This is a genomic window from Allobosea sp., from assembly GCF_030694325.1.
GTDB lineage: Bacteria > Pseudomonadota > Alphaproteobacteria > Rhizobiales > Beijerinckiaceae > Allobosea.
In genome coordinates this window covers 1-16,116 of record NZ_JAUXYO010000045.1, presented here as the reverse complement: position 1 = coordinate 16,116, position 16,116 = coordinate 1, and the positions used below count along the sequence as shown (strand labels likewise).

Annotated in this window: 14 protein-coding genes; 3 read left to right on the top strand and 11 right to left on the bottom strand. The window is 68.5% G+C overall.

Annotation, left to right across the window (positions count from 1 at the left end; translation table 11 throughout):
- Nucleotides 1-9: 9 nt before the first annotated feature.
- The 11 genes from Q8M82_RS02300 to Q8M82_RS02250 form a co-directional block, all read right to left on the bottom strand.
- Nucleotides 10-831, bottom strand: a complete 822-nt coding sequence (locus Q8M82_RS02300) for an FAD binding domain-containing protein (RefSeq protein WP_305689762.1) — start codon at nt 829-831, stop codon at nt 10-12.
- A 1-nt stretch (nt 832) separates the two neighbouring features.
- Nucleotides 833-1,285 (bottom strand): SRPBCC family protein, encoded by a 453-nt coding sequence (locus tag Q8M82_RS02295; protein ID WP_069054938.1) that lies wholly within the window; start codon nt 1,283-1,285, stop codon nt 833-835.
- A 3-nt stretch (nt 1,286-1,288) separates the two neighbouring features.
- Complete coding sequence (locus Q8M82_RS02290) at nt 1,289-1,726, bottom strand: SRPBCC family protein (protein ID WP_291821912.1); 438 nt, start codon at nt 1,724-1,726, stop codon at nt 1,289-1,291.
- Between the two features lie 12 nt (nt 1,727-1,738).
- On the bottom strand, nt 1,739-4,642 hold the full coding sequence (locus Q8M82_RS02285; protein WP_305689761.1) for a flotillin family protein: 2,904 nt from the start codon (nt 4,640-4,642) through the stop codon (nt 1,739-1,741).
- A gap of 184 nt (nt 4,643-4,826) precedes the next feature.
- Nucleotides 4,827-5,720, bottom strand: a complete 894-nt coding sequence (locus Q8M82_RS02280) for a phosphoenolpyruvate hydrolase family protein (protein ID WP_305689760.1) — start codon at nt 5,718-5,720, stop codon at nt 4,827-4,829.
- A gap of 142 nt (nt 5,721-5,862) precedes the next feature.
- Nucleotides 5,863-8,106 carry an ABC transporter permease gene (locus Q8M82_RS02275; protein WP_305689759.1) on the bottom strand — a complete coding sequence of 748 codons (2,244 nt, stop codon included), beginning with the start codon at nt 8,104-8,106 and terminating at the stop codon, nt 5,863-5,865.
- Complete coding sequence (locus Q8M82_RS02270; RefSeq protein ID WP_305689758.1) at nt 8,099-8,902, bottom strand: ABC transporter ATP-binding protein; 804 nt, start codon at nt 8,900-8,902, stop codon at nt 8,099-8,101. Before Q8M82_RS02270 ends, Q8M82_RS02275 begins: the two co-directional genes overlap by 8 nt.
- A complete protein-coding gene (locus Q8M82_RS02265) occupies nt 8,899-9,984 on the bottom strand; it encodes a branched-chain amino acid ABC transporter permease (protein WP_305689757.1) in 1,086 nt (361 codons plus the stop codon). The genes Q8M82_RS02270 and Q8M82_RS02265 overlap by 4 nt, the downstream gene beginning before the upstream one ends.
- A 2-nt stretch (nt 9,985-9,986) precedes the next feature.
- The gene (locus Q8M82_RS02260; protein WP_305689756.1) at nt 9,987-10,997 is read right to left on the bottom strand and encodes a branched-chain amino acid ABC transporter permease; all 1,011 of its coding nucleotides are present in this window, start codon (nt 10,995-10,997) and stop codon (nt 9,987-9,989) included.
- Entirely contained in the window at nt 10,990-11,862 is an 873-nt protein-coding gene (locus tag Q8M82_RS02255; RefSeq protein WP_305689755.1) for a helix-turn-helix transcriptional regulator, read from the bottom strand. Before Q8M82_RS02255 ends, Q8M82_RS02260 begins: the two co-directional genes overlap by 8 nt.
- A gap of 162 nt (nt 11,863-12,024) precedes the next feature.
- The gene (locus tag Q8M82_RS02250) at nt 12,025-13,272 is read right to left on the bottom strand and encodes an ABC transporter substrate-binding protein (protein WP_305689754.1); all 1,248 of its coding nucleotides are present in this window, start codon (nt 13,270-13,272) and stop codon (nt 12,025-12,027) included.
- A gap of 288 nt (nt 13,273-13,560) precedes the next feature.
- Here Q8M82_RS02250 and Q8M82_RS02245 point away from each other — a divergent pair, with 288 nt between their 5' ends.
- The 3 genes from Q8M82_RS02245 to Q8M82_RS02235 all read left to right on the top strand — a co-directional run.
- Entirely contained in the window at nt 13,561-14,235 is a 675-nt protein-coding gene (locus tag Q8M82_RS02245; RefSeq protein WP_305689753.1) for a FadR/GntR family transcriptional regulator, read from the top strand.
- 125 nt (nt 14,236-14,360) lie between these two features.
- Nucleotides 14,361-15,248: a fumarylacetoacetate hydrolase family protein gene (locus Q8M82_RS02240; protein WP_305689752.1), complete on the top strand. Its 888-nt coding sequence runs from the start codon at nt 14,361-14,363 to the stop codon at nt 15,246-15,248.
- Between the two features lie 102 nt (nt 15,249-15,350).
- Nucleotides 15,351-16,116, top strand: a 766-nt coding sequence (locus tag Q8M82_RS02235; protein ID WP_305689785.1) for a tripartite tricarboxylate transporter substrate-binding protein, incomplete at its 3' end; no start/stop codon positions are given.

Genomic DNA, 16,116 nt, shown 5'->3' with positions numbered 1-16,116 from the left:
GCGCGCTCCTCAGCGGGGCTCGCCGGCAAGCAGCCGGCCGAGATGAACGGGCAGCACCTCGCGGCGATACCATTCGCTGGCGATCGCATCGGTCGCGGGACGGCAGCCTTCGAGCGCCGCCTGTTTCGCCGCGGCGATGGCCGCGGCATCGAGCGCCTTGCCGTCCAGCACCCGCTCGACGCCGCGCGCGCGGACCGGCATCGGCGCCATCGCGCCATAAGCCACCCGCGCCTGGCTCACCCGCCCGCCGGCCAGCGGAAGATGCGCTGCGATCGACAGCACCGAAATCCCCTTCGGCTTGATCCGGCTGATCTTGCGGAAGTGGAAATCGGCCGGATTGGGCGGTCGCGAAAACTGGATCGCGCCGACCAGCGCCGACCCCATCCGTTCTCGGGCCGCCAGGAACTCCTCCAGCGGCGTTGCCCGCCCGCTGCCGAAGCCGGACTGCACCACGACCTGCGCATCGAGCGCGAGCAGCGCCACGGTGAAATCGCCGTAAGGCGTGGGTGCGAAGAGATTGCCGCCGACGCTCGCCATGTTGCGCACGGCGGGGCCGCCGATCGCACGCGCTGGAGCGTGCAGGAAGGCGAGCTCGCGGCTGGCCAGGATCTGACCCATCGTGACTCCGCCGCCGAGCTCGATGCGGGCCCCATGGGCCTCGATCCGCCGGAAGGCCGGATCGGTGACGCGCAGCAGCGTGCCCTCGGTCAGCCGGCCCTCATTGACGTCGCGCATCACCAGCGTGCCGCCGCCGACCAGCACCGCCTGCCGGTCTCCGGACAGGATGCTGGCGGCTTCTGACAGCGTCGCGCAGCTTCTCACAGCCAGCATGTCAGACCGCCTCCCGCGCGAGTTCCGGCAGGCGGCGAACCGCCTCGATGCCGTTGGTGTAGACCTCGTCGCCGACGATGCGCGCCAGTTCCGCCTCGCGGCCTCGCGGCGTGGTGAAGCGGCTCTCCCAGTGCCAGAAGGCGCGGTTGCCGTCGGTCACCGGTAAAAGCCGGACATGGGCGACGTAGTTGAAGAGCGGGATCGGCGTGTCCAGCAGGCAGTAGCTGAAGGTCATTTCGAGGTCCGAGAGCGTGAGGAGCTGCTCGCGCAATTCACTACCGTCCTGCAGCCAGAACCGGCGCACGCAGCCGATCCTGTCGGACGGGTGGCCGCGCTCGATCTCGCTCCTCGCGACGATCGGGTGCCAGCGGTCATGGCCGTTGAAGTCGCGCAGCACCGACCAGAGCAGGTCGACGGGCGCGTCGATGATCGTGCTGCGGACGACGTGAGGCATGCCTCATCCCCCGAATGCGCGCTTGAGGGCGTCGAATCCGCCCTGGAAGACGTTGGTGCCGATGCCCTCGACCAGTTCCGCCTCGCGCTCCGGCGCGCAGTCGAAATCGGCCGACCATTCGATGAAGGTGCGCTCCTGGTCGGTGATCGGCGTCAGCCGCAGCGTCGCGACGTAGTTCGTCAGCGGCATCGGCGAATCCAGGATCGAATAGGTGCAGAACATGTCGTAGTCGGAGAGACCCAGCAGCTGCTCGCGCAGGCGATCGCCGCTGCGCAGCGAGAAGGCGCGGATGCAGCCGACCTTGTCGGCGGGCTCGCCGTTTTCGATCCGGCTTTCGGCGATGCGCGGATGCCAGTTCGGCAGGCCGTTGAAATCGCGCACGCGGGCCCAGACCTTGGCGGCGGGGGCGGAGATGACGCTGGAGACGTAGACGCGGGCCATGAGCTTTAAGCCTCAGGAGGTCTTGCCGGGGCCGGCTTCGGGGGCAGGGCCCTCACCACCGGCCTTCGTATCGCCGCTGCCCTTCGGCTTCGCCGGCTGGGCATCCTTGGCGACGCGCTGCATGTCGGAAGCCTCGCGCATCAGCCCGCCCATCTTGGCGAGGTTGCCGCCCTCGATGCCGATCTCCTTCAGCACCTGGTCGATCATCGGCGCCTGGACGCGGTAGCGCAGCGCCGACTCGATGACCTCGTCGGTCGGCGAGCGGGCGGCACCGCCGACCCCGCCGCCACTGCCACCGATCCCGGCGAGCCCGTCGACATGGAGGATGCGGATGCCCTCGATCTTCTCCATCGGCTTGACGCTCTCGCGCACAATGCCCTCGATCTTGTCGAGCAGGCGGCGCCGGAACAGCCCGTAGCGGGCGCCGTCGCTGAGCACGTTCTCGGCCTCGTAGAGCAGCTTCTGGGCCTCGGCCTCGACGGTGCGGCGCACCTTGTCGGCCGCGGCGGCGATGTTGGATTCCTCCGCCGCCTTCTCGGCGAGCAACACCTCGACCGTCTTGCGACGCTTGGCGCCTTCGCTCTCTCGGATGGTCTTGACCTGTTCCTCGGCCTCGACAGCCTTGGCGCGGGCGCTCTCGGCATTGGCCTGGGCGGCGGATTCCTCCAGGGACTTGGTGTAGAGCGCGATCGCCTTGTCCATGGCGGCCGCCTCGACATCGCGCTCGCGGGCGATCTCCAGCTTGCGCAGCTCGCGCTGGCGCCCGACACGGGCTTCGTCGAGCCCGCGGTCCGACGAGATGCGCGCCCGCTCGACCTCCTCGTTGGAGGCGATCTGCGCTTCCTGCAGCGCCTGCGTCCGGGCGATCTCGAGCTGCTCCAGCGCACGCCGGCGCTCGATCCGGGCGGCCTCGAGCGCCTGCTCGCGGACGATGTCGACGGACTCGACCTGCTGCTTCGCGGCGATCTCGGCCTGGCGCAGCGCGCTGTCGGCGTCGGTGCGCTCGACCCGCTTGGCGGCGAGCACGATGGCGCGATCTTCTTCCGCGACCTCGACCGCCTTCTTCTGGGCGATCTGCAGCATCTCGCGCGACTTGACCGCGTCGATGCGCTCCTCGTCCAGTTTGAGTTCGGTGGCGATGCGCTGGCGCTCGACGGTGTCGCGGCGCTTCAGCTCGGCTGAGTCGAGATCGGCGTTGCGGCGGATCTCCAGCTCCTTCGTGGCGAGTTCCGCCGCGATCCGTTCGGCGGCGACGACCTTCTCCTGGGCGATGCGCGCGGCTTCCGTTGCCTCTCGGGCGGCGATCTCGGCGGTATCGATCGCCTGGTTGCGGGCGATCTCGAGATTGCGGACCTCTTCGTCGCGGCGGATGCGCTCGCTGGCGACCGTCCGCTCCTGGCTGATGCGCGCCTTCTCGACGCTCTCGCGCGCCGCGATCTCGGCCGCCTCGATCGTTTCGGTCTGCTCGATCTCCAGCAGGCGCTTGCGCTGATCGAGCGCGATGCGCTCGGCCGTCAGCACGTTCTCCTGGGCGATGCGGGCCTTCTCGACCGCCTCTCGGGCGGCGATCTCGGCCTCGTCGAGGGCGCGGTTGCGGGCGATGCCGAGGGCGCGGACGCGCTCCTCCTGGCCGATGCGGGCGGTGTCGACCGCCTCCCGCGCGGCGATGTCCTCCTGGTCGAGCATGCGGGTGCGTTCGATCTCGCGGTTGCGGATCTCCTGCTCACGGATGATGCGCTCGGCGCTGATCGCGGTTTCCTGCAGGATGCGCGCCTTCTCGGTCGCCTCCCGCGCCGCGATCTCGGCGGCTTCGAGCGTCTGCGCGCGCTCGATTTCCTTCTGGCGGATGTCGCGCTCGGAGGCGATTCGCGCCGCGCTGATCGCCTGCTCATTGGCGATGCGGGCCTTCTCGATCAGCTCGCGCGAGGCGATCTCGGCCTCTTCCACGGCCTGCGTGCGCGCGATCTCCTGCTGGCGGATGTCGCGTTCGGAGGCGATGCGCGCCTCGCTGATCGCGCGCTCGTTGGAGATGCGCGACTTCTCGATCTCCTCGCGGGCGAGGATCTGCGCCTGCTCGGCTTCGGTGTCGCGCGCGGCGCGCTCGCGCGCCACCTCGGCGCGCTGCACGGCGCGCTTGATCTCGATCTCGCGCTGCTGTTCGAGCCGCGCCGCCTCGCTGTCGCGCTCGATGTCGAGCGCCTGGCGCTCCGCCTCGAGATTGCGGGTGCGGATGCGGATCATCGAGTCCTGCTCGATGTCGTTGCGCAGCTTCCGCTTGTCCTCGATCTCCTCGATGATCCGCGTCAGGCCGGCGGCGTCGAAGCGGTTCGACGGGTTGAAATACTGCAGGTCGGTCTGGTCGAGGTCGGTGAGCGCGACCGACTCCAGCAGCAGGCCGTTCTGATCGAGCGCTTCGGCGGCCGCTTCCTTGACGCGCTGGACATACATCCCGCGCTGCTCATGCATCTCCTCCATCGTCATTTCGGAGGCGACGGTGCGCAGCGCCGAGATGAACTTGCCGGAGAGAAGCGCGTGGAGCTGGTCGGGCTGGAGCGTGCGGCGGCCCAGCGTCGCGGCGGCGATGGAGACGGAATCCCGCTCCGGCTTCACGCGGACATAGAATTCCGCGTCGATGTCGACGCGCATCCGGTCGCGCGTGATCAGCGCATCGTTGCTGGCGCGCGTCACCGCGAGCTGCAGCACGTTCATGTTGACGGGCGTGACGTCATGGATGATCGGCAGCACGAAGGCGCCGCCATTGATCACCACCCGCTCGCCGAACAGGCCGGTACGGACGAAGGAGACCTCCTTCGACGAGCGCCGATACAGCCAGTTCACCAGATAGACGACAATGGCGATGACGATCACCGCCACGATCAGCCAGAGGATCAGCGATCCGATCAGCTGTCCCGTCATGTCCTCATCCTCCCGTCGGTGTCACGCTCGGCCGGCGCCTGCCCCTGAGCCCTCATCCTGAGGAGCGCTCCGCAGGAGCGCGTCTCGAAGGATGGTCCAGCTATCTCCGGAGCCTCCTGGATCGTCCTTCGACACGCCGCTTCGCGGCTCCTCAGGATGAGGGCTGAGAGTGGTGGCCGCCTTCTCATGGCTTTGCTGCCTTGCCGGTCTTGCGCGCCGGCTTTGTCGCCTTCGCCTTGCTGGCTCCACCCGCCCGCCCTATGCGCTTGAAGGCCCGCGTCTGGTCGCGGATCGCGACCTCGACCGGCAGGCGCTCCATCGAGGACGCCCCGTAGAAGCCGTGGCAGTGCTGCGTGTGCTTCATGATGAAGTCGGCATCCGCCGGCTCGGCGACCGGGCCGCCATGCACGAGGATGAGCGCGTCCTTCTTGACCGCGAGCGCGGCGGCGGCCCAGGCATCGACCAGCGCCGGGCAGTCGGCGAGCTTGAGCGCCGTCTCGGCGCCGATCGCGCCGCCCATGGTCAACCCGAGATGGCAGACGATGATGTCGGCTCCGGCCTCGGCCATGGCGCGCGCATCCGCCTCGCAGAAGACGTAAGGCGTCGTCAGCAGGCCTTTGGCGTTGGCGAGACGGATCATCTCGACCTCGAGGCCGTAGCCCATGCCGGTCTCTTCGAGGTTCTTGCGGAAGACGCCGTCGATCAGCCCGACGGTCGGGAAGTTCTGCACGCCGGCGAAGCCGATCCGCGCGACCTCGTCGAGGAAGACGTCCATCCGGCGGAACGGATCGGTGCCGCAGACACCGGCGATCACCGGGGTGGCCTTCACCACGGGCAGCACCTCCGCCGCCATCTCCATGACGATCGCATTGGCGTCGCCATAGGGCATCATGCCCGACAGCGAGCCGCGGCCGGCCATGCGGTAGCGGCCGGAATTGTAGATGACGATGAGGTCGATCCCGCCGGCCTCCTCGCATTTTGCGGAAAGCCCGGTGCCCGCGCCGCCGCCGACGATCGGCTCGCCCGCCTTCACCATCGTCCGGAAGCGCTTCAGCAGGCTCTTCTTGTCGAACGTCATGCGCTCGGTTCCCCATCGATGAAGCGGCGCGATTGTCTCGCCGTCATTGCGAGCGCAGCGAAGCCATCCAGGGGGACGTCGAGCGCTGCCGCCCCTGGCTGGCTTCGCTGCGCTCGCAATGACGGAACGGTTGCAGAGGTGCTCATGCCCGGCCTCCATTGGCCCGCTCGCGCCGGCGCCCGGCATGCAGCGTGCGGAACTGCTGCACGAGGGCGGCCGCGAAGGCCGGGTCGTTGATGTGATGGGGACAGCGGATCAGCCGCCGCGTCGGCGTCTGCCGCACGGTCTGCTCCAGCGCCTGGAACAGGGCGGCGTCGGCAGCGGGGTCATGGAACGGCTGGCCGGGCGCATCGAGCGCCGACACGCCGCGCTCGGGCAGGAGGAAGCGCACCGGCCCCTCCATCAGGTTCAGCCGCTCGCCGATCCACCGCCCCATCCGCGCATTCTCGTCCGCCGTCGTTCGCATCAGCGTGATCTGCGGGTTGTGCGGGTAGAGATTGCGGCCGCGATAGCGCTCCGGCACCGTCTCCGGCGCGAAGAAATTGACCATGTCGAGCGCGCCGACGGAACCGACATTGGGGATGCGCGTGCGGATGATCGCGCCGAAGCGGTCCTCCGTCGCCGGCAGGAAGCCGCCCATCATCATGTCGCAGATCTCGGTGGTCGAAACGTCGATGATGGCGCCGACCAGCCCGGAATCGACCAGCTTCTCCAGCGCCCGCCCGCCCGTGCCGGTGGCATGGAAGACGAGCGGCTCCCAGTCGGCCTCCAGCAGCCGCGAGACCTGCTGCACGCAAGGCGTCGTCACACCGAACATGGTGAGCCCGACGAGCGGCTTTTCGGGCTCGGTGCGCCGCGTCGTCGCGGGCCTGGTCAGCTCCGCCAGCCGCGCTTTGGCCATGGCGGCCATTGCCCGCGCCCCGTTTCCGAGCACCAGCCGCGAGACCCGGTTGATCCCCTGCACATCGGTGACGGCAGGCATCATGGTGATGTCGGCGGCGCCGACATAAGCAGCGACATCGCCCGAAGCCATGGTCGAGATCATCAGCTTCGGCAGGCCGATCGGCAGGGCCTGCATCGCGGGCGTCACCATCGCGGTCGCCCCCGAGCCGCCGGCCGAGATCACGCCGAGAACGCCCTGCTGGCGCGGCAGCCAGGCCTTGAACGCCTCCGTCATCGCCGCCACGGCCGCCCCGCGGTCGCCGGACGCGATGCCGGTCGAGCCCCGCGGATGGGCGAGCGCGATCTCCTGCGGGGTGACGTCGCCCCCGGCGCTGCGGCCCGAGGTCGAGATGTCGACGAGCCGCGCACGCACGCCGTCGGCCTGGACGAGATCGCGGATGAAGCGCAGCTCTTCACCCTTGGTGTCGAGCGTGCCGACGACGACGACATGCGGCTCGCCGCTGCCCGAGGGCGCATGGCGCCGGCCGTCCGCGACCCGGGCGCCGTCGCGCGTCGCCAGCGTCGGGCGCGAGATCGTTCGCGCCTGCGCCTCGATCCGCGCCGCCGGGACGGGCTGCGACCAGCGCGTCGGCATGACCGGATTGGCGTTGTAGACCCGCATCGGACCGCTCGGCGGGGCAGGGACCGTCCCGCTCTCCGACGTCTCCGCGGGTTCGGGTGCGCCATCGGTTTCGTCGTGGCTGTGCCGGCCGACGCCCAGCAGGCGCTGCTGCAGGTCGCGGTCGCCGGCCAGCGTCGCGGAGGCGATGATGCGGTTGATCCGGCCATTGACCATGATGGCGACCGGGTCCGACATTTCGGTCGCGACGCCGATATTCTGTTCGATGACGAGGATGGCCACGTCGCCCTGATCGGCGAGACGCACCAGCATCTCCTCGACATGGGCGACGATGACCGGCGCGAGCCCCTCCGTCGGCTCGTCCATGATCAGCAGGCGCGGATTCATCAGCAGCGCCCGGCTGATCGCCAGCATCTGCTGTTCGCCGCCCGAAAGCTGCGCGCCGCCATTGTTGCGGCGCTCCGCCAGCCGCGGGAAGGCCTCGTAGATCCGTTCCGGCGTCCAGGCCCCGCGCTTGGAGCGCTGCATCAGCCGCAGATGCTCGTCGACCGTGAGCGAGCGCCAGAGCCGACGCCCCTGCGGCACATAGCCGATGCCGAGCCGCGCGATCTCGGCCGGGCTGCGCCCCGCGATCTCCTCGCCGAAGAAGCGGATCGAGCCGGAGCTGACCGGCACCAGCCCCATGATCGCCTTGCACATGGTCGTCTTGCCCATGCCGTTGCGGCCGACCACCGAGAGCACGCCGCTCTGGAGGGTGAGGTCGACGCCCTGCAGCGCATGGGAGCGCCCATAGAACACGTTGAGGCCGGCGATCTGGAGGATCGGCACGCCGACGCCGGGCGGGGCCTTGAGGCGCTCAGCCATGCCCGCCTCCGACATGTCCGCCGCCGAGATAGAGCTCCTGGACTTCCGGGTCGCTCTCGATCTCCTGCGGCGCGCCCTCCTTGAAGATGCGGCCGTTGTGCATCATCGTCACGCTCTCGACGACGCGCAGCGCCACATCCATGTCGTGCTCGATGATGATGTAGCCGATATGGCTCGGCAGCGAGGTCAGGATGTGGACGAGGTCGCGCCGCTCGGTCGGCGACAGCCCCGCCGCCGGCTCGTCGAACAGAATGAAGCGCGGCGCGCCCGACAAGGCGAGCGCGATCTCGAGCTGGCGCTGCTGGCCATAGGCGAGTTCGCCGACCAGCCTGTCCTTGACGGCGGAGAGATGCACCGCCTCGACCAGGGTTTCAGCTGCCTGGACCAGTGCGTCGTCCCGGCGCGGGCGCAGCAGCGAGAAGCGGTTCCGCGAGACGCCCCGGCAGGCGAGATAGACGTTGTCGAGCACCGAAAGCCCGGTGAAGAGCGATGAGATCTGGTAGGTCCGGCGCAGGCCCCGTCGGATGCGCTCCTGCGGCGGAAAGGCGGTGACGTCTTCGCCGAAGAAGCGGATCACGCCCGAACTCGGCGCGAAATCGCCCGTCACGCAGTTGAACAGCGTCGTCTTGCCGGCTCCGTTCGAGCCCAGCACCGCCCGCCGCTCGCCGGGCTTCACCGAGAGCGTGATGTCGGTCAGAGCCGCCAGCGCGCCGAACAGCCGCGAGACGCCGCGCAGTTCCAGCGCATTGGCGGAGCCCGCTGCCGTCAGCCGCTCGCGGGAGACGACGGCGCTCATGGCGTGCCTCCGCCTGTGCCCATCTGGCTGTCGCGGGCGTCGCGGCCGCGGCGATAGCGCTCGCGCAAGCGTTGGAAGATGCCGATCAGCCCGTCGGGCGAGAACAGCACGATCACGAGGAAACCGAGCCCGATCAGCAGCTGGTAGCGCCGCCCGTCGAGGCCGACACCCTCGAGCACGTCGAGCGCGAAGGTGCGCAGCAGCACATAGACGAGCGCGCCGATGAAGGGGCCGATCGGGCGGCTCAGGCCCCCGACGACAGCGATGATCAGCATGTCGACGACGGGCCCGACGCCGGCCGTGCCGGGCGAGATCTGACGCTGGTACCAGACCAGCAGCACGCCGGCCGAGGCGGCGATCAGCGAGGCGAAGGTATAGGCGGCGATGCGATGCGCGACGACGTCGAAGCCGAGCGCCGCCATGCGGCGGGGGTTGTCGCGCGTGCCCTGCAAGGCGAGTCCGAAGGGGGCCCGCGAGACGTAGATCACCGCGCCATAGGCCAGCGCCGCACAGGCCAGCGTCAAATAGTAGAAGGGCAGGCTCTGCCCCCAGTCTATCCCGAGGAAGACCGGCGGCAGGATGCCGTTGAAGCCGCTGAAACCGTTGAAGATCGTGTAGTTCTGCAGCGTCAGGTAGTAGAAGGCCGAGGCGATCGCGAGCGTGATCATGATCGTGTAGATGCCCTCGGTCCGAACAGAGAGCGCCCCGCTCAGCGTGCCGAACAGCGTCGCGACCAGCATCGCGACGGGCACCGCCGTCCACCACGGCCAGTTCAGGCTGATCTGGGTGATCGCGCTGCCGCCGAGGATCGCCACCAGATAGCCGGCAAAGCCCGCCACCGTCATCTGGATCAGGCTGACGATGCCGCCATAGCCGGCCAGGAACATCAGGCTCAGCGCGATCATGCCCAGGATCATCGCATAGGCGATGATCTGTACGAGCCAGAACGGGCTTGCGATGGCGGGCATGACCAGCAGCAGGGCGGCGACGACCCAGAAGGCGGTCCCCCGCCGCGCGACCCAGTCCCCGAAACCCTCCTGGGGGCGGGCACGCTGCTCCAGCTCGAGATCGGCGATAGCCATGGTCAGCGCCTCGCCGCCAGGCCTTCGGGCCTGACTGCCAGGACCGCGACCATGATCAGGAAGGTCAGCATCACCGCATAGGTCGGCATGTAGACCGAGCCGAACTGCTCGGCGAGGCCGACGATCAGCGCCCCGACCGCAGCGCCCGGGATCGAACCCATGCCGCCGACGATGACGACGACGAGCGAGGACAGCAGGATGCGCGTATCCTCGCCCGGCTGCAGCGACTGGAAGGTGCCGCCGACGACGCCGGCGAGGCCGGCGAGCCCGGCCCCGAAGGCGAAGACCATGACGAAGACGAGCTGCACGCGCACGCCCGTCGCCGACAGCATGTCGCGGTCGTCCACCCCGGCGCGCACCAGCATGCCGACCCGCGTGCGGTTGAGCGCCAGCCACATCAGCACGCCGACGATGATCGCCCCGATCAAGATGGCGATGCGCACCAGCGGATAGGTCATCATCACCGCCTCGCCATTGCTGCGCAAAGCCACGGCGAAGGGCAGGGTGACAGGGCCCGACAGCCACTCCGGCGCCGTGACCTGGAAGGTATCGCCGCCATAGCTCCACAACAGCAGGTCGGCGAAGATGATCGAGAGCCCGATGGTGACGAGCGTCTGGCGGAGATCCTGGCCCTCCATCCAGCGGAACAGCAGCAGCTGCATCAGGATGCCGACGATCGCGACGAGGAGGAACGCCGCGAGCAGGGCCACCAGCCAGGAGCCCGACCATTCGCCGACGCTGTAGCCGACATAACCGCCGAACAGATAAAGCGAGCCATGCGCGAGGTTGACGTTGCGCATCAGCCCGAAGATCAGCGTGAACCCGCTCGCGACCAGGAAATACAGCGCCCCCAGCGTGATGCCGTTGAACAGCGCGCTGAGGAAGACGCGCTTGCGCCCGAACATCGCCTCCATCCCGGGCGTCCAGATCGAGAAGACGAGCCAGGCCAGGATGGCGAGCGCCAGCAGGATGATCAGCGACCAGATCGGGCGGCGCGCAACGAAATCAGACATGGCAGGTCCGCAGCGACGGGCCGGACAGCTGCGGTCCCTGGCCGATACGGCGCAGCACGCGGCGATAATCACGCGGCGCCATGCCCATATGGGCGGTGAAGAAGCGTGTGAAGACGCTCTGGCAGGAGAAGCCGAGCGTCTGGCTGATCCGCGTCACCGGATCGCCCGAGAGCACGAGGCGATCGAGGGCGGCGTCGAGCCGGACCGTGTTGGCGAAGACGGTCGGGGTCACGCCGACCTGTTCGCGGAAGAGCTTGAAGAAATGCGCTCGCGACAGTCCTGCCTCCCGGGCGACGCGGGCGAGCGCGCCTTCATGGGCGGGATGGGCCTCGATCAGCCGCTGCGCCCGCGCCACCCGCCGGTCGAGCATGCTTCCCGGGGCGACGTGCAGCAGGGCGGAGGCGAGGTCCTGGCCGATCGGCTCGCTCGACGCCTGGGCCAAGGCCATCAGCACGGGCGCGAGGTTGAGATCGCGATGAGCCGACAGCAGCATCTCGACCGCCTCGTCGCGCCAGGCGGCGAGTTCGCGGGTGACCACGAGTTCGGAGGCGGGGAAGGCCAGCGCGCCGGGCGGCGTCATGGTCTGGGCCGCCAGCCATTCGGGCTTCAGATAGACGACGAGGAAGAGGCCGAGCGCGCCGGGCCGCAGCGGCTGGAAGTTGTGCGGCTCCCAGGGGTTGATCGCCACCCCCATGAAGGGGTCGACCAGGGTGGTGCGGCCATTCACGGTCACGAGGCCGCGCGATCCTTCGAGGAAGAAGATCAGATGGGCCTCGCGGTGGGCGTGCAGCACCAGCGGGCGGTCGAGATCGTAGATCGCGACGCGGCCGAAGGGGCCGTGGCAGACCGCAACTGCGCGACTCATGATGCCTCGCGAAAGTAGGTCCGACGCAGGAAGCTGGGCCTCGTCAGGCAAGCCACCGCCTTGGCACCGCGAGATCCGCTCGCAGGCGCCGGGAGTCGGTACGTGACGGAAGCGGAGGGGGCACGCACGATGCGGGTCCCCTCCATCGAGCGCTCGGGCGCGCTATTTCTTGCATTCCGGATTGGTGCGGGACGGCAGGCCGATCGCCTTGAACGCCTCCAGCGAGAGACCCAGCGTCTGCGTCACGTCCGGCACGGCGCGCACGAACTTGTTGGTCAGGTCGCCATTCGGCAGCTCGGCGACCTCGGTGATGAAGGTCGTGGCGATCGCCTGACGGTTGTCGTCGAGCCGGATCTTGCCGTTGGGCGCATTCAGCTCGACCTTGGCCAACTCGGCGCGCAGCTTGGCGCCGCCGTCCGAGAGATCACCCTTCACCTTGTCCATCGCGATCGAGAGCGCCATCACGGCGTTGTAGTAGTTGGTCGCGAAGAGCGAGGGGCTGGCGAAGCGCTTGTCGGCCGGGAAAGCCTCCTGATACGTCTTCACCCAAGCCTTCCAGCGCGGATCGTCCCAGGCGTCGGCGACGCCGCCGGAGGAGGGCGTGCCGACCAGCAGGCGCTTGGCGGCGCCCTTCGACGAGAGCACGGTCTGATCGACCATGATCGAGCCGCCGATGAACTTCGCCTTGCCGCCGGTCTGGCTGTACTGGTTCAGGAAGTTGACCGCGTCGCCGCCGCCCAGCCCGAGGAAGACGGCGTCGACATCATCGGGGATGTTGGCGATCACCGAGCCGAAATCCTTGGTGCCGAGCGGCACCCACTGGCGCTGGACGATCTCGCCCCCGGCGCGGCAATAGCCGATCGCGAAGCCGAAGACCTGTGTGTAGGGGAAGGAGTAGTCCTCCGCGATCACCGAGATCTTCTTGAAGCCCTTGTCCTTCAGCACGTACTCGCCGAGGCCGGCCATCCACATCGCGCCGTCGCTGTTGAAGCGGAAGAAATTCGGCGAGGGATTGACGAAGGTCGTCTCGAGCGCTCCCGACGAGCCGTTGACCATGACGAGGTTCGGCACCGTCTTGCTGTAGTCGCGCATGGCGATGCCTTCGGAGCCGGAGAGCGGCCCGATGATGAGCTGCACCTTGTCCTGCTCGACCAGCTTGCGGGCCGCGCGGAGCGCGGAATCCGGGCTGGCGTCGGTCGCCGTGATGATGAACTCGAACTCGCGCCCGGCCATCTTGTTGCCGAGTTCCTTGGCCGCGATCTGGACGCCGCGGACGCCGTCTTCACCGCCGGACGTCAAAGCGCCCGACAGCGTCGCCATCACACCGATCTTGAGTTTTTCCTGGGCATGCGCGGCCGGTACAGCCGCGACGAAACAGGCCGCGACAGCGGCCGCAAGCGTCTTGCGCATCGTAGTCCTCCCTGCGTGCTGGCCGCGCCGAAGGTTCCGACGGCGAAGCCGGTGGCGGCTTTTGGATCCGCTCTGAACACACGGTAACATAGCGCCGGACGCTGCCAAGACCGCGTATATTGCGCTGGGTCTGCTTTTTAGCGGGACGAGCGAGGCTTCGCGCAGCGGCTGATCCGGCTGGAATCGCGGCGAGGCGGCTGCGCCAATGGCAGCGTCTTGCCAGCGGCGCGAAAATTGGTAAACCAAATCACGGCCATGATCAGGTTTGGCGCACGCGATGAGAGCACGATGAGCACGACGACGGGACACGCCCAGCGGGTTCGCGATTTCATCACCGATGGGATCCGCGCGGGCGTCTATGGGGCACGGAGCAAGCTGCCGACCGAGCGGGCCCTGTCGGAACAGCTCGCGGTGCCGCGATCGGCCGTCCGGGATGCGCTCGCCGTGCTGGAGTGCGGCGGCGCCGTCACGAGGATCATCGGCAGCGGGACCTATGTCCGCGCGGCCGCGAGCGAGCCGCCGCCCGCAGAGCCGACGCCGCCCTCGGCCAGCCCGGCCGAAATCATGGAGGCGCGCCTGCTGGTCGAGCCCCGCCTAGCCGAGCTCGCCGCGATCAACGCCGATCAGGACGATTTCGCGCGCTTCGACGAGTGCATCCAGCAAGGCGACGCGGCCGAGGACTTCGAGGCCTTCGAGCATTGGGATGCCGCCCTTCATGAGGCGATCGCCCGGTCGACGCATAACCGCCTCGTCATCGAGCTCTATGCGATGATCACGCGCGCCCGCGATCTCACCGCCTGGGGTGAACTCAAGCGCCGCAGCCTCAGCGTCGAGCGCCGCGACCATTATCGCCGCGAGCATCACGCCATCGTCGTGGCGCTGAAGGCGCGGGATGCCGGTGCCGCCGAGGCCGCGCTGCTCGGCCATCTCGAACGCGTGCGCGGCAATCTGCTGGGGCGCTGAGCACCATATTGGTTGACCAATACGGTGAAAATGAGGTCATTCTGTCTGATTGGTTGACAGCTTGCCGCGGCCTGCTCTAGCTCTGGGGCATCGCGCCGCACGGGCGCCAGCATCGGGCCGTCTTCATGAAACTCGCCATCTTCACGCAGGGCCACGAGCCGGCCGCCCAGGGCCGCCTCGGGGTTATCCAGGGCGACCGCATCGCCGATCTGTCCGGGCTCGAAGGCGCTCCCGCGACGATGGCGGCCTGCTGCGCCCTCGGAGCGGATGCGGCGGCCCGGCTGGCCGGCATGGCCGAGGCGGCACCGACGCTGCCTCTTGCGGATGTCACGCTGCATGCACCTTTCCCGCGCCCGGCCCGCAATGTCTTCTGCGTCGGCAAGAACTATCACGAGCATGCCAAGGAGTTCGCCCAGAGCGGCTTCGACGCCAGCACCAAGGATGTCGTGCCCGAGGCGCCGGTGGTCTTCACCAAGCCGCCTTCCGCGGTCATCGGCCCGGGCGAGACCATTCCCGGCCATCTCGATCCGACGAAATCCGTCGATTACGAGGGGGAACTCGCGGTCGTCATCGGCAAGGGCGGGCGCGGCATCGCCGCCGCCGACGCGCTCGGCCATGTCTTCGGCTACACCATCGTCAACGACGTCACCTCGCGCCAACTCCAGCACAAGCACCGCCAATGGGTGCTCGGCAAGGGCATCGACGGCTTCTGCCCGATGGGTCCGGCCGTGCTGACGGCGGATGAGGTGCCCGACCCGCGCACTCTGCGCCTGCGCACCTGGGTCAATGGCGAGCTGCGCCAGGACGCGACGGTGGCGGACCTGATCTTCGACATCCCGACGCTGATCAGCACGATCTCGGCCTATATCACGCTGGAGCCGGGCGACATCATCGCCACCGGCACGCCCGTCGGCGTCGGCATCGGCTTCAACCCGCCGAAATTCCTCGTCGCCGGCGATCTCGTGCGCATCGAGATCGACGGGATCGGCGTGCTCGAAAACCCGGTCGGCTGAACATCCGTGAGGCTGACGATCAAACCATAAGGGAGCCGCGCCAAAGCGGCCCATCAGGAGGAGGAAACGGTGTCGAGGATCAAGCTTCTCTGTCTCGCCGCCATGGCGTCGGCCGCACTCGCGACCTCCGCCCTGGCGCAGTCCTATCCGAGCCGCGGCGTCCGGGTGATCGTGCCCTTCGGCGCGGGCGGCCCGGCCGACATCTACGCGAGAGCCGTCGGCCAGCAACTGCAGGATGCGCTGAAGCAACCCTTCACCATCGAGAACAAGCCGGGTGCCGGCGCCGTTATCGGCACGACGGAGGCTGCCCGCGCCGCTCCCGACGGCTACACGCTGCTGATGATGTCGAACACCCACACTGCCAACGAGACGCTGATCCCGAGCAAGGGCTACAATCTCACCAAGGATCTGGTGCCGGTCGCACCGGTCAACGAGGCTGATCTGGTGATCGTGGTCAATCCCGCGGTCGAGGCGAAGACGCTGCAGGAGTTCATTGCGCTCGCCAAGTCGAAGCCCAAGCAGCTCAACTACGCCTCGTCCGGCGTGGGCACGCCCTATCATCTCGCCGGCGAGAGCTTCAAGGCGCTGAGCGGCACCGACATCGTGCATGTGCCCCATCGCGGCAGCGGCGAGGCACGAACCAACGTCATCGGCGGCCATGTCCAGATGATGATCGACTCCGTCACCACCATGGCGCCGAGCATCGCGGCCGGGCAGGTCAGGGCGCTCGCCACCACCGGCGCCAGCCGCTCGGCGCTGCTGCCCGACGTGCCGACCGCGGCGGAGGCCGGGCTGAAGGGATACGAGGCGACGATCTGGCTCGGCTTCATGGCCCCGGCCGGCACGCCGCAGCCCGTCATCGATCAGC

Bases quoted from the DNA above. Each gene is read 5' to 3' on its own strand.
- Q8M82_RS02275 (WP_305689759.1), bottom strand. From the start codon at position 8,106: ATGGCTGAGCGCCTCAAGGCCCCGCCCGGCGTCGGCGTGCCGATCCTC.
- Q8M82_RS02270 (WP_305689758.1), bottom strand. From the start codon at position 8,902: ATGAGCGCCGTCGTCTCCCGCGAGCGGCTGACGGCAGCGGGCTCCGCC.
- Q8M82_RS02240 (WP_305689752.1), top strand. From the start codon at position 14,361: ATGAAACTCGCCATCTTCACGCAGGGCCACGAGCCGGCCGCCCAGGGC.
- Q8M82_RS02255 (WP_305689755.1), bottom strand. From the start codon at position 11,862: ATGAGTCGCGCAGTTGCGGTCTGCCACGGCCCCTTCGGCCGCGTCGCG.
- Q8M82_RS02295 (WP_069054938.1), bottom strand. From the start codon at position 1,285: ATGCCTCACGTCGTCCGCAGCACGATCATCGACGCGCCCGTCGACCTG.
- Q8M82_RS02290 (WP_291821912.1), bottom strand. From the start codon at position 1,726: ATGGCCCGCGTCTACGTCTCCAGCGTCATCTCCGCCCCCGCCGCCAAG.
- Q8M82_RS02260 (WP_305689756.1), bottom strand. From the start codon at position 10,997: ATGTCTGATTTCGTTGCGCGCCGCCCGATCTGGTCGCTGATCATCCTG.
- Q8M82_RS02265 (WP_305689757.1), bottom strand. From the start codon at position 9,984: ATGGCTATCGCCGATCTCGAGCTGGAGCAGCGTGCCCGCCCCCAGGAG.
- Q8M82_RS02245 (WP_305689753.1), top strand. From the start codon at position 13,561: ATGAGCACGACGACGGGACACGCCCAGCGGGTTCGCGATTTCATCACC.
- Q8M82_RS02300 (WP_305689762.1), bottom strand. From the start codon at position 831: ATGCTGGCTGTGAGAAGCTGCGCGACGCTGTCAGAAGCCGCCAGCATC.
- Q8M82_RS02280 (WP_305689760.1), bottom strand. From the start codon at position 5,720: ATGACGTTCGACAAGAAGAGCCTGCTGAAGCGCTTCCGGACGATGGTG.
- Q8M82_RS02285 (WP_305689761.1), bottom strand. From the start codon at position 4,642: ATGACGGGACAGCTGATCGGATCGCTGATCCTCTGGCTGATCGTGGCG.
- Q8M82_RS02250 (WP_305689754.1), bottom strand. From the start codon at position 13,272: ATGCGCAAGACGCTTGCGGCCGCTGTCGCGGCCTGTTTCGTCGCGGCT.